10 protein-coding genes are annotated in these 12,515 nt (G+C 72.6%); 6 read left to right on the top strand and 4 right to left on the bottom strand.

The window, feature by feature from the left end; genetic code table 11:
* Positions 1-8: 8 nt before the first annotated feature.
* Both EJC51_RS16870 and EJC51_RS16865 read left to right on the top strand, forming a co-directional pair.
* A complete protein-coding gene (locus tag EJC51_RS16870; protein ID WP_279631348.1) occupies positions 9-2,966 on the top strand; it encodes an SdrD B-like domain-containing protein in 2,958 nt (985 codons plus the stop codon).
* An 81-nt stretch (positions 2,967-3,047) separates the two neighbouring features.
* Positions 3,048-3,929: a hypothetical protein gene (locus EJC51_RS16865; RefSeq protein ID WP_126271844.1), complete on the top strand. Its 882-nt coding sequence runs from the start codon at positions 3,048-3,050 to the stop codon at positions 3,927-3,929.
* A gap of 162 nt (positions 3,930-4,091) precedes the next feature.
* Here EJC51_RS16865 and EJC51_RS49160 read toward each other — a convergent pair whose 3' ends face one another.
* Positions 4,092-5,450, bottom strand: coding sequence for a right-handed parallel beta-helix repeat-containing protein (locus EJC51_RS49160; protein ID WP_279631347.1), 1,359 nt, complete (start codon positions 5,448-5,450; stop codon positions 4,092-4,094).
* Positions 5,451-5,473: 23 nt separating this feature from the next.
* Here EJC51_RS49160 and EJC51_RS16855 point away from each other — a divergent pair, with 23 nt between their 5' ends.
* Positions 5,474-6,514, top strand: coding sequence for a Dyp-type peroxidase (locus EJC51_RS16855; protein ID WP_126271843.1), 1,041 nt, complete (start codon positions 5,474-5,476; stop codon positions 6,512-6,514).
* Here the strand turns inward: EJC51_RS16855 and EJC51_RS16850 are convergent.
* On the bottom strand, positions 6,453-7,202 hold the full coding sequence (locus EJC51_RS16850) for a L,D-transpeptidase family protein (protein ID WP_126271842.1): 750 nt from the start codon (positions 7,200-7,202) through the stop codon (positions 6,453-6,455). The genes EJC51_RS16855 and EJC51_RS16850 overlap by 62 nt on opposite strands.
* 114 nt (positions 7,203-7,316) lie before the next feature.
* Here EJC51_RS16850 and hemW point away from each other — a divergent pair, with 114 nt between their 5' ends.
* Positions 7,317-8,549 carry a radical SAM family heme chaperone HemW gene (gene hemW, locus EJC51_RS16845; protein ID WP_126271841.1) on the top strand — a complete coding sequence of 411 codons (1,233 nt, stop codon included), beginning with the start codon at positions 7,317-7,319 and terminating at the stop codon, positions 8,547-8,549.
* A 20-nt stretch (positions 8,550-8,569) separates the two neighbouring features.
* On the opposite strand, the gene EJC51_RS16840 is transcribed toward hemW, so the two are convergent.
* Together EJC51_RS16840 and EJC51_RS16835 are read right to left on the bottom strand one after the other, a co-directional pair.
* Complete coding sequence (locus tag EJC51_RS16840) at positions 8,570-9,373, bottom strand: DUF3097 domain-containing protein (protein WP_126271840.1); 804 nt, start codon at positions 9,371-9,373, stop codon at positions 8,570-8,572.
* A gap of 31 nt (positions 9,374-9,404) precedes the next feature.
* The gene (locus tag EJC51_RS16835) at positions 9,405-10,136 is read right to left on the bottom strand and encodes an MBL fold metallo-hydrolase (protein ID WP_126271839.1); all 732 of its coding nucleotides are present in this window, start codon (positions 10,134-10,136) and stop codon (positions 9,405-9,407) included.
* Between the two features lie 153 nt (positions 10,137-10,289).
* Here EJC51_RS16835 and hrcA point away from each other — a divergent pair, with 153 nt between their 5' ends.
* Positions 10,290-11,306: a heat-inducible transcriptional repressor HrcA gene (hrcA, locus tag EJC51_RS16830; protein ID WP_059191716.1), complete on the top strand. Its 1,017-nt coding sequence runs from the start codon at positions 10,290-10,292 to the stop codon at positions 11,304-11,306.
* Positions 11,307-12,443, top strand: coding sequence for a molecular chaperone DnaJ (gene dnaJ, locus EJC51_RS16825; RefSeq protein WP_126271838.1), 1,137 nt, complete (start codon positions 11,307-11,309; stop codon positions 12,441-12,443).
* Positions 12,444-12,515 lie beyond the last annotated feature (72 nt).

Raw genomic sequence — 12,515 nt, 5'->3', positions numbered from 1 at the left:
GGGAAAGCGTGCTGCACAGAAACTGGAAAGCGACCGGACTGGGCGGAATCAGTCTGGCGCTGCTGGCGGCGGGAACGCTCGCCGGTTCGACCGGAACCTCGGTGGCCCTGGCCGCCGGAGCGGGCGACGGCACGGTCACCGTGCGCGTGGTCACTGAGGTCGACGCCGACGGAGCGTACGACAGCGTCCTGGAACCCGGCCTGTCCGGCGTCAAGGTCACCCTGACCGACGACGCCGGCGCGACCCTGACCGCAACGACCGGCGCCGACGGCACCGCCGTGTTCACCCCGTCGTCCTCCGCCCTGACCGGCGGCAAGTACCGCATCCAGGTCGCCAACCCCGACCCGGACACCCTCTCCCCGGCCAACGCGGGGCTCGGCACCGGCGCCGACGTCATCCGCTCCGGCGTCGGCTTCGTCGATGTCGGCGGCGGCACGAACGTCACCTACACCACCGGCTTCTGGGAGCCGGACCTGTACTGCCAGGAGAACCCGGCCCTGGTCACCTGCGGCCTGGCCAAGGGCGACGCGACCGGACAGCAGGGCCTGGTCTCCTTCCCGTCGGGCTTCGCCAGTTACCAGGACGGCCCCCTCACCCAGCTGACCGACAACACCCAGCAGCAGGCGGTGTTCGGCATCGGCACCGACCGCACGGGCAACGTCTACGCGGGCACCTCGGTCAAACGCCACACGGAGTACGGCCCGGCGGGCGCGGTCAACGCGGTCTACCGCTACAACGCCACCAGCAAGGCGCTGACGACCTTCGTCACCCTGCCCGGCGCCCTGACCGCGCACGACAAGAACAACAACTACCTCAACGACAACGCCGTCTACGCCAAGGTCGGCCGCGAGGGCCTCGGTGACGTCGACGTCTCCGGCGACGGCAAGACGCTCTACGCGGTCAACCTCAACGACGCCAAGCTCTACGCCGTGCCCATCCAGGGCACCGGCGACGCCGTCACCGCCGGCACCCCGGCCTCGTACGCCATCCCCAAGCCCGCCTCCTGCGTCGGCGACTGGCACCCGTACGGCATCGGGGTGCGCGGCGCCCGGGTCGTGGTCGGCGGGGTGTGCGGCGCCGAGACGACCGTGTCCGGCACTGCGGCCTGGGGCGACCCGGCCCAGCTCAGCGGGCACGTCTACGCGTTCAAGGGCGGGCAGTTCAGCGAGCTGTTCACCCACGGACTCGACTACCCGCGCGGCTGCGCCTACCGCTTCACCGGCACCCCGGACACGTTCTACCGCTGCGACGACAACACCACCGTCGGCCAGCGGATGAGCGGCGACTGGGAGGCCTGGAACGAGCGGGTCCCGGTCAAGGAGGAGCACGGCTTCGTCGCCGCCCCGCAGCCGATGCTGTCCAACATCGAGATCGCCGACAACGGCGACCTGATCCTCGGCTACCGCGACCGCTTCGCCGACATGCAGGGCACCAACACCTACTCCTACGGCTCCACGACCACCCAGGTCTCGGCCGTCGCCGCCGGTGACACCCTGCGGGCCTGCGTGTCCGGTACGACGTACACGCTGGAGAACGACGGCGGCTGCGGCGGGCTGACCGGCGCCCTGCCCGGCGACAAGCGGGGTCCGGGCGGCGGCGAGTTCTACAGCGACTTCACCAAGCTCGCCGACGCCCAGCACGACCAGATCGACGAGGGCGGCCTGGTCCTCCAGCCGTACCGGAACAAGCTGTGGACCACCGCCTTCGACCCGTACACCAACCAGGCCTACGAGCAGGGCGTACGGCGCTGGACCGCCGACTCCGGGGCCATCGAGGCCAACCTGAGGCTCAAGTCCACCTGGAGCGACGGCGCGAACCTCTTCGGCAAGGGCAACGGCCTCGCCGACCTGGAGATGATCTGCGACCAGGCGCCCGTCCAGATCGGCAACCGGGTCTGGTACGACTCCGACGGCGACGGCGTCCAGGACCCCTCCGAGCCGCCCGTCGCCGGGGTCAAGGTCACCCTGAAGGACAAGGACGGCAACACGCTGACCACGACCACCGACGCCAACGGTGAGTACTACGTCGGCACCGCGGACGGTCTGAAGCCGAACACCGAGTACGAGGTCACCTTCGACTACAGCGGCATCGACACCTCCACGCTGCCCGGCAAGCCGGCGCTCGACGAGATCAAGTGGACGCTGAAGGAAGCCGGCTCGGACCGGGCGATCGACTCGAACGTCGACCCCGCCGGCAAGACCACCGTCAAGGTCGGCGACCCCGGCTACGTCAACCACGACGTGGACGCGGGCCTGGTCGGGCCGATCAACAAGCTCGGCGACTACGTCTGGTACGACACCAACGGTGACGGCATCCAGGACAAGGACGAGAAGGGCGCCAAGGGCATCACGGTCAAGCTCATCGACCCGAAGACCGGCAAGGTCATCAGGACGACCACGACCGACGAGAACGGCAAGTACCTGTTCACGAACCTGCCGGACGGCGACTACCGGGTCTGCTTCGTCAAGCCGGACGAGTACAACTGGACCAAGCAGAACGCGGGCAGGGAGGGCGACGACTCGGTCGTGGACCCCGCCACCGGCTGCTCCCCGGTCGTCACCCTCGGCCCCGGCAAGCGCGAGAACCTCACCCTCGACGCCGGTCTCGTCAAGGAACTGGGCCTGACGGTCGCCAAGACCGACGCCAAGACCAAGAAGCCCCTCGCCGGCGCGGTCTTCCAGCTCTGGCGGGACAGCAACGGCACCCACGGGCTCCAGCGCACGGGCCCGAAGAAGGACACGTTCGTCGACGACTGCGTCACCAGCGGCAAGGGGCGCTGCTACTTCGACGACCTGCCGGCCGGCACGTACTACCTGGTGGAGACGGATGTCCCCGAGGGCTACGTGCTGCCGAAGAGGCCGGTCACCGGGCCGTACGCGGTCACGCTGAAGACCGCGTCCTCGAAGGACGGCCTCGTCGTGAAGATCGCCAACAAGCGAGGGGAGCCGTGCAAGGGCAAGTGCTGACACGCCCGCGTGGGTGAACGTCGGGTGGGCCGTGCGCCGGTGTCGACCGGTGGGCGGCCCACCCGGCTGTAGAGACGTGCCATGCGCATCAAGGTGAAGACGCTCCTGGTGACGGGAGCGGTCCTCGCGGCGGCCGGACTCACCGCCACGACCGCCGTGTTCGTCTCCGGCTCCGACGAGGGCCCGCGCCCCGTCTCCGCCGCCGAGGCCCAGCGGATGGCCGTGACCCGCTTCCGCATGTACCGGGCCAGCCCCTCGGCGGTCACCGTACGGGTGACGACACCGGCGGGTACGACGGTGATCCGCGCGGTCGTCGACCACCGGCGGCACCGCGCGGTCGGCGCCTACGAGGCCGGGGACGAGGCGGCGCGAGGGCTGCTGGCCTGGGACCTGTCGGGGGTGGCGGTCGCCCGGGGCGGGGCGGCGGGAGCCGTGCGGTCGGGGGAGTCGGGCGGGCCGGGGGAGACCGGCGGGCCGGCGTCCGGTGCGGAGGCGGGAGCCGTGCGGTCCGGGGAGTCGCCCCGGCCGGCGCCCGGCGCGGAGGCCTCGGTGTCCGCGGTGCTGCGGTCGGTGCGCGCGGTAGGGGTGGGCGAGTGGACGCGGCGCGGGTTCGCCGGCGGGCCGCTCGACACGGGACTGCGACTGGTCCTCGGCCTGGCCGCCGACCGGCCCGACAACGCCCAGCTGCTCGCCCAGTCCGGCCCGTCGTGGCTGCGCGGCGACCGGATCGACGGGCACCCCCTGGACGTCTTCTCCGGCCCCCGGCCCCGCCCCCAGGGCTCGGCGCCGCCCGCCGGCCACTCCCCGCTGGCGTACTGGATCGACGCCGACGGCGACCTGCGCCGCGTGACCGCGACGCTCGGCACGGGCCGGACGGTCACCGTCGACGTGACGGCGGGCCATGCGACGACGGGGAAGCTGCCGGAGGGGCCTTGGAAGCCGCGCCGGAACCAGTCGCACTGACGCGCGGTGTCGTGCACACCTACCGCCGAGCACCGGAACCGGCTGCCCACCGCCCATCGGCACTGCCTTCGCCGGCTTCGGCAGCGGACAGCTCCCGGGTGGGGAGCCGCGCCACTACCAGCGCCGGAGCCGGGCTGCCCTGGCCTGCGGCGTCGCCCACACCTACCGCCCCGCCGGCACCGCCTTCGCCGACCTCGGCAGGGGATAGTCCCCGGCGTTCACCCGGCCCGGCAGGCCCACGGCCGGGCGTGGGGGTGCTGTGCGCGGGCCCGGCTGGTTCGGCTGGGCGGGGGGTGCCGGGGCGTCCTGGAAGGAGATGCCGGGCGGGGCCTTGAGGGGGTGGGCGCGGCCCAGGGGACGGCGGCCGGTGCCGGGTTCGGCGGGGAGCGGCGTCTCCGTGCGGGTGGCGCGGCCGCAGGGGGTCAGCGTGCTCAGGTTCGCCGGGCTGGTGACCGGCTCCCCGTTGTCCGCGAAGCAGTTGCCGGCCGGGGCGCCGGTGGCCAGCACCACGTCCGTGCCGTTGCCGGTGACCCGGTTGCCGCGGACGGTGTTGTCCCGCGCCGGGTAGCCCTGGACGTCGCTCAGCAGGACACCGGCCGCGCGGTTGCCGGAGATCAGGTTGCGCTCGATGACGTTGCCCCGGCCGCCTCCCGCCCCGACGCCGATCCCGAAGCCCCCGTCGGCCTGTTCGGGGCTGCGGTCGTCGTTGTTGTCGGTGATCGCGTTGCCGGCGATCACCGCGTCGTGCTGCGGGCCGAGGGCCTCCAGGTCGTTGGAGTTGAGGGTCAGGCCCACCCGGTTGCGGGAGGCCCGGTTGCCCAGCAGATACAGCCCCTCGGACGCGTTCGTCACCTCCAGGCCCACCGCGTTGTGCTCCACGGTGTTGTGCCGGACCACCGTGTCGCAGGGGCGGCACTGGCCGACGTAGATCCCGGAGTCGGCCTGCCCGGAGGCGTAGGAGTGCTCGATGACGCCGGAGCGGGCGTCGAAGGCGTAGATGCCGTACAGGGCGTTGTTGTAGGCGGTCACGTAGGAGGCCCGGAAGCCCCTCAGCGGCGGGAACGCGACCGTGTCCAGCGGGTCGTAGCCCGCGCCGCCCGCCCCGCCCGTCTGGAGGCGCTCGTCGGTCACGCCGGTGAACAGGACCCCGTTGGCGAGATGGTCGCGGACCGTCAGGTTCTCCACGACCGAGCCCGCCCCGGTCACCGTGATGCCGTTGGACCGCTCGAACTCCCCGTCCACCACCACCTTCGAGCGCTCCGTCCCGCGCAGCACCACGCGCGGCTTGGCCACGACGACGCTCTCCCGGTAGACCCCGGGCGAGACCAGCACCAGCCCGCCGGGGCGCACCCGGTCCACCGCCCGCTGGAGGGAGCCGACATCCCGCGGGACCCGGACGACGGCGGGGCCGGCCGTGCCGCCCGAGCTGCCCGGTGAGCCGCCGCCGGGCGCGCAGGAGACGAGGAGGACGAGAAGCGCGGCCGCCCACAAGACGGGGCGCGGGAAACGGATCGATCGCACGCCGCAGATGTATCGTCCCGTTCGTGCTCAAGGCAACGAATGCCGGATTCGACACGCTTGACGGTTCCTCAGGGACCGGCCCCGCCCGCCGGACCCTCCTCGCCGCCGCCACCGGCCTCGCGGCGACCGGCTGCACGGCCGCCCCCCGGTCCGGCCGCGAGGGCCCGGGCGCCGACGGCGTACGCCAGCCCGGGGTGACCACCGCGCAGCAGAGCGCCGCGCTCGTCCTGTCGTACGACCTCACCGCGGGCCCCCGCCGACTGCGCACCGTGCTCGGCGCCTGGGCCGGTGTCCTCGCGGCGGACCGCGCCCCGTCCCTGACCGCAACCGTCGGCCTCGGCCCCCGCCTCGCCCCGAACACCTTGCGGGAGTTGCCGCCCTTCCCCGGCGACCGGCTCGACCCCGCCCGCTGCGGCGGCGACCTGCTCGTCCAGCTCTGCGCCGACGACCCGGACGCCCTCACCCGCACCGCGGCCCGGCTCGCCCACCCGGAGCTGCGGCCGCGCTGGCGGCAGCCGGGCTTCCTGCCGCCGCACCCGACCGGCTCGGTGCCCCGCAACCTGCTCGGCTTCAAGGACGGCTCGGCGAACCCGACCGCCGAGGAGTGCGAGCGCTGGGTGTGGCGGCCGGACGGCGGGACCTTCCTCGTCGTCCGCCGAATCCGGCTGCGCGTCGACGACTTCGCACGCCTCACCCCGCGGCGGCAGGAGGAGGTCATCGGCCGCCGCCGGGCCGACGGCGCCCCGCTGGACGGCGGGCGCGAGGACGACGACGTGGACATCTTCGCCAAGACCCCGCACGGCCGGTACATCACCCCGCTCGGCGCCCACGTCCGCGCCGCCAGCCCCCGCCTCGACGGCGGCGCCCGCATGCTGCGCCGCGGCTACTCCTACGACGACGGCCCCGACGACCGCGGCCTGCTGTTCCTCGCCTACCTGCGGGACCCGGCGCTGTTCGTCCGCGTCCAGCGGCGGATGGCGGCACAGGACGAACTGAGCCGGTTCAGCGAGCACCAGGGGTCGGCGGTGGCGTATGTGCCGCCGGCGAAGGAGCTGTGGGCCTGAGAGTGCGTTCCGTGCCCGGTTTGACGCCCCACACGAAGACCGAGTCGTTCTCGGCGAGGGTGTTCCACAGTCGCCGCGCGTCGTCGAGCCGCAGATTGACGCAGCCGTGCGAGCCGCCGCTGTACAGGTCGCCGTTGCTGCCGTGGAAGGCCTGGCCCTCGTCGAAGAACTGGGCGTACGGCATCGGCGCCTCGTACAGGTCGGAGTAGTGGTCGATCTCCCGCCAGTAGACGGTGTGCCATCCGGTGCGGGTCTCGTAGCCGTCGCGGCCGGAGCGGATCGGCACCGGCGCGAACACCACCCGGCTCCCCTTCTGCACCCACATCAGCTGCCGGTCCAGGTCCACACAGGCGACCCGGTACGCGCGCACCGGGCAGCGGCCGGCCGCGTTCGGGTTCGCGCGGGCCTCCACCACCAGCATGGTCCGGTACGTCGCGAGGCCCGCGTACCCGTCGGCGGGCCGGACGCCGTTGCGGGACTGGAAGGCACGGATCGCCTCGCAGTCCGCCGCCGACTGCCGCCCGTCCACCCCGAGCCGCAGATGCCGCTCCAGCTCCCGCTGGTAGGGGCCGGTGCCGGTGGTGCAGGGCACGGGGGCGGCGGTGGCGGGGGCGGCCAGGGCGAGGGCGAGTAGGAGGCCGGCGAGCGGTGCGGAGGTGGCGGTGCGGAGCGGCCTGGACGTGCCCATGACGGCCTCCTGTCTCGATGTGCCCGGACCTCCAGCAATACGGCAGCGGGCCCCGACCGGCGGCCCGGACTGAGCCATCCGGGCCCGTCGCCGACGTACGGGACAATGGGACACATGCCTTCCGCACTCCCCGACGGCGAGCCCGTCCCCGACGACGGCGCACTCCCCGCGCACGCGCTCTCCGGAGCCGCCGAGCGCCCCCTCGGGTTCTATCTGCACGTCCCCTACTGCGCGACCCGCTGCGGGTACTGCGACTTCAACACCTACACCGCGACCGAGCTGCGCGGCACCGGCGGCGTCCTCGCCTCCCGCGACAACTACGCCGACACCCTGATCGACGAGATCAGGCTGGCCCGGAAGGTGCTGGGGGACGACCCGCGCGAGGTCCGCACGGTGTTCGTGGGCGGCGGTACGCCGACCCTGCTGGCCGCGGATGATCTCGTCCGGATGCTGGCCGCGATCCGCGACGAGTTCGGCCTCGCGGCGGACGCCGAGGTCACCACGGAGGCGAACCCGGAGTCGGTGGACCCGGCCTATCTGGCCACCCTGCGCGCGGGCGGCTTCAACAGGATCTCCTTCGGCATGCAGAGCGCGAAGCAGCATGTGCTGCGCGTGCTGGACCGGACCCACACGCCGGGGCGCCCCGAGGCGTGCGTGGCGGAGGCGCGGGCGGCGGGCTTCGAGCACGTCAACCTGGACCTGATCTACGGCACCCCGGGCGAGTCGGACGACGACTGGCGGGCCTCCCTGGACGCGGCGATCGGCGCCGGCCCCGACCACGTCTCGGCGTACGCGCTGATCGTCGAGGAGGGCACCCAGCTGGCCCGGCGCATCCGCCGCGGCGAGGTCCCCATGACCGACGACGACGTCCACGCGGACCGGTACCTGATCGCGGAGGACGCGTTCGCGGCCGCCGGCTTCGACTGGTACGAGGTCTCGAACTGGGCGACCTCCGAGGCCGGGCGGTGCCTCCACAACGAGCTGTACTGGCGCGGCGCGGACTGGTGGGGCGCGGGGCCGGGAGCGCACTCGCACGTCGGCGGGGTGCGCTGGTGGAACGTGAAGCACCCCGGCGCGTACGCGGCGGCGCTGGCGGCGGGACGCTCGCCGGGGGCGGGGCGTGAGGTGCTGTCGGAGGAGGACCGGAGGGTCGAGCGGATTCTGCTGGAGCTGCGGTTGAGGGAGGGTGTGCCGCTTGACCTGCTCCGGGAGGAGGGTCTGCGGGCCGCTCGCCGGGCGCTGTCGGACGGGCTTCTGCGACAGGAGCCGTACGACGAGGGACGTGCGGTGCTGACGCTTCGGGGGCGGCTGCTGGCGGATGCGGTGGTGCGGGACCTGGTGGATTAGGCGCCCTCAGCGCGTCTTTCCTACGCCGTGACGAAATCGATCAGTTCCTCCACTCGGCCCAGGAGCTCCGGCTCCAGGTCCTTGTAGGAGTTCACCCGCTTCAGGATCGCCTGCCACACCGCGCCCGTGTTCTCCGACGGCCAGCCCAGGGCCTTGCACACGCCCGTCTTCCAGTCCTGGCCGTGCGGGACACGCGGCCACGCCGCGATGCCCAGGGACGACGGCTTCACCGCCTCCCAGATGTCGATGTACGGGTGGCCCACGACGAGCGCGTGGTCGCTCGTGACCTGCTGGGCGATCCGCCACTCCTTCGTGCCCGGCACCAAGTGGTCCACCAGGACGCCCAGCCGCGCGTCCGGGCCCGGCGCGAACTCCGCGACGATCGACGGGAGGTCGTCCACGCCCTCCAGGTACTCCACCACCACGCCCTCGATGCGCAGGTCGTCGCCCCACACCTTCTCGACCAGTTCGGCGTCGTGCCGGCCCTCGACGTAGATGCGGCCGGCGCGGGCCACGCGTGCCCAGGCGCCGGGGACGGCCACCGAGCCGGAAGCCGTACGGGTGGGACGTACCGGAGCCGACGACGTCGGGCGTACGAGCGTCACCACCCTGCCCTCCAGCAGGAAGCCCCTCGGCTCCAACGGGAACACCCGGAGCTTGCCGAAGCGGTCCTCCAGGGTCACCGTGCCCGCCTCGCAGCGGATCACCGCGCCGCAGAAACCGGTGCCCGGCTCCTCGACCACCAGGCCGGGCTCGGCCGGGACCTCCGGGACGGGCTTCGGCTTCTTCCACGGCGGGGTCAGGTCGGCGGAGTACTGGCGCATTCGGATGACGATAGGAGAAGCCCGCGGCGGGTCAGTGCGACACGCCGAAACGCCGTGCCAGGGCGTCGCGCTGGGCCCGTACGAACGCCGCGTCCACCACCGCTCCGTGACCGGGCACGTACAGCGCGTCCTCGCCGCCCAGCTCCAGGAGCCGGTCCAGGGCGGCCGGCCAGTGCGACGGTACGGCGTCCGGGCCCGCCTGCGGCTCGCCGGACTCCTCGACCAGGTCGCCGCAGAACACCACTTCGGGCGAGCCCGGGACGAGGACGGCGAGATCGTGGGCCGTGTGCCCAGGGCCGACGTTCGCCAGCAGGACCTGCCGGCCGCCGCCGAGGTCGAGGGTCCACTCGCCGGAGACCAGATGGCGGGGGTGGGGGAGGGCGTCGACCGCCTCGTCGGCCAGGTGCTCCGCCAGCCCCTCCCGTACCGCGTCCGCGCGCAGCTCCGCGCGGGCCTGGTGCTGATCGAGGAGCGTGTCCATGCCGACCGGACCGAACACCTCCGCGCCCGCGAACGCGGCCGCGCCGAAGACATGGTCGAAGTGGGGGTGGGTGAGCGCGAGATGGGTCACACGGTGCCCGGCGAGCGCCTCCGCCTGCGCGCGCAGCCGCGCCCCCTCCGCGAGACTCGACCCGGCGTCCACCAACAGGGCCGTGTCCGCGCCGACGACCAGCCCCGCCGTGCAGTCCCAGACCGGCAGCCGGCATCGGCCCACCCCGGCCGCCACCCTCTGCCACCCCAGCTCTTCCCAAGTCACCGTCATACCGCGACGCTAGCGGTACAGGCGGTCACACCCGGGCCGACCTTGCCCGGGTGGTACCCCGCCGCCGTACACTGGGCCGCGGGGAACGCTGGCACTCGGACGGACAGAGTGCCAGGCGGGGGCCTGGGGAACGACTTCTGGAGGTGTGCGCGGATGCTGAGTGAACGCAGGCTTCAGGTGCTGCGCGCCATCGTCCAGGACTACGTCGGCACCGAGGAGCCCGTGGGTTCCAAGGCCCTCACCGAGCGGCACAACCTCGGCGTCTCCCCGGCGACCGTGCGCAACGACATGGCCGCCCTGGAGGACGAGGGGTTCATCGCCCAGCCGCACACCAGCGCCGGGCGCATCCCCACCGACAAGGGCTATCGGCTGTTCGTCGACAAGCTCGCGGGCGTCAAGCCGATGACCGCGCCCGAGCGGCGCGCCATCCAGAACTTCCTCGACGGCGCCGTCGACCTCGACGACGTGGTGGCCCGCACCGTGCGGCTGCTCGCGCAGCTCACCCGGCAGGTGGCGGTGGTGCAGTACCCGTCGCTGACGCGGTCCACCGTGCGGCACGTGGAGCTGCTCTCGCTCGCTCCCGCGCGCGTGATGCTCGTCCTGATCACCGACACGGGCCGGGTCGAGCAGCGCATGATCGACTGCCCGGCGCCCTTCGGGGAGGCCTCGCTGGCCGATCTGCGGGCGCGCCTCAACAGCAGGGTCGCGGGGCGTCGCTTCACCGACGTGCCGCGACTGGTCGAGGACCTGCCCGAAGGCTTCGACGTCGAGGATCGGGGTACGGTCGCGACTGTGCTCTCCACTCTGCTGGAGACACTCGTCGAGGAGAACGAGGAGCGGTTGATGATCGGCGGCACCGCCAATCTCACCCGCTTCGGACATGACTTCCCCCTCACCATCCGGCCCGTCCTGGAGGCGCTGGAGGAGCAGGTCGTGCTCCTCAAGTTGCTTGGCGAGGCAGGGGATTCGGGCATGACCGTACGCATCGGTCACGAGAACGCCTATGAGGGACTCAACTCAACTTCGGTGGTGTCGGTCGGCTACGGTTCGGGCGGCGAGGCAGTAGCCAAGCTCGGCGTGGTCGGACCGACCCGCATGGATTACCCGGGAACGATGGGAGCGGTACGCGCAGTGGCACGGTACGTCGGACAGATCCTGGCGGAGTCGTAAGTGGCCACGGACTACTACGCCGTTCTCGGCGTGCGCCGCGACGCGTCGCAGGATGAGATCAAGAAGGCGTTCCGTCGGCTCGCACGCGAGCTGCACCCGGACGTCAACCCGGATCCGAAGACCCAGGAGCGGTTCAAGGAGATCAACGCCGCTTACGAGGTCTTGTCGGACCCGCAGAAGAAGCAGGTCTACGACCTCGGCGGCGACCCGCTGTCCCAGGCGGGCGGCGGCGGCGCGGGCGGCTTCGGTGCCGGTGGCTTCGGGAACTTCTCGGACATCATGGACGCGTTCTTCGGTACGGCGTCCCAGCGCGGTCCGCGCTCGCGCACCCGGCGCGGCCAGGACGCGATGATCCGGCTGGAGATCGAGCTTGACGAGGCGGCCTTCGGCACCACGAAGGACATCCAGGTCGACACCGCGATCGTCTGCTCCACCTGCAACGGTGAGGGTGCGGCGCCGGGGACCTCCGCGCAGACGTGTGACATGTGCCGGGGCCGCGGTGAGGTCTCCCAGGTCACCCGGTCCTTCCTGGGCCAGGTCATGACCTCGCGGCCCTGCCCGCAGTGCCAGGGCTTCGGCACGGTCGTGCCGACGCCGTGCCCCGAGTGCGCCGGTGACGGCCGGGTCCGCTCGCGTCGCACGCTGACCGTGAAGATCCCGGCCGGTGTCGACAACGGCACGCGGATCCAGCTCGCGGGTGAGGGCGAGGTCGGGCCCGGTGGCGGTCCCGCCGGTGACCTGTACGTCGAGATCCATGAGCTGCCGCACCCGATGTTCCAGCGGCGCGGTGACGATCTGCACTGCACGGTGACGATCCCGATGACGGCGGCGGCGCTCGGCACGAAGGTGCCGCTGGAGACGCTGGACGGCCTGGAGGAGGTCGACATCCGGCCGGGCACCCAGTCCGGGCAGTCGATCCCGCTGCACGGCCGCGGTGTCACGCATCTGCGGGGCGGCGGCCGGGGCGATCTCATCGTGCACGTCGAGGTACAGACCCCGAACAAGCTGGACCCGGAGCAGGAGCGACTGCTGCGCGAACTGGCGAAGCTGCGCGGCGAGGAGCGGCCCCAGGGTCAGTTCCAGCCGGGGCAGCAAGGGCTGTTCTCGCGGTTGAAGGACGCGTTCAACGGGCGCTGAGGTGAACTGGGCGTACTGCTGGGGGTCCGGGGGTCGGCCCCCGGGCGGACACAGTCGGCCGGGGCAGCAAGG

This window comes from Streptomyces aquilus, assembly GCF_003955715.1.
Lineage (GTDB): Bacteria > Actinomycetota > Actinomycetes > Streptomycetales > Streptomycetaceae > Streptomyces > Streptomyces aquilus.
This window is presented reverse-complemented; position numbering and strand designations above follow the sequence as displayed.

Coding starts and splice junctions, on each gene's coding strand:
- EJC51_RS16865 (WP_126271844.1), top strand. CDS start 3,048: ATGCGCATCAAGGTGAAGACGCTCCTGGTGACGGGAGCGGTCCTCGCG.
- EJC51_RS16850 (WP_126271842.1), bottom strand. CDS start 7,202: ATGGGCACGTCCAGGCCGCTCCGCACCGCCACCTCCGCACCGCTCGCC.
- hemW (WP_126271841.1), top strand. CDS start 7,317: ATGCCTTCCGCACTCCCCGACGGCGAGCCCGTCCCCGACGACGGCGCA.
- EJC51_RS16840 (WP_126271840.1), bottom strand. CDS start 9,373: ATGCGCCAGTACTCCGCCGACCTGACCCCGCCGTGGAAGAAGCCGAAG.
- EJC51_RS16835 (WP_126271839.1), bottom strand. CDS start 10,136: ATGACGGTGACTTGGGAAGAGCTGGGGTGGCAGAGGGTGGCGGCCGGG.
- hrcA (WP_059191716.1), top strand. CDS start 10,290: ATGCTGAGTGAACGCAGGCTTCAGGTGCTGCGCGCCATCGTCCAGGAC.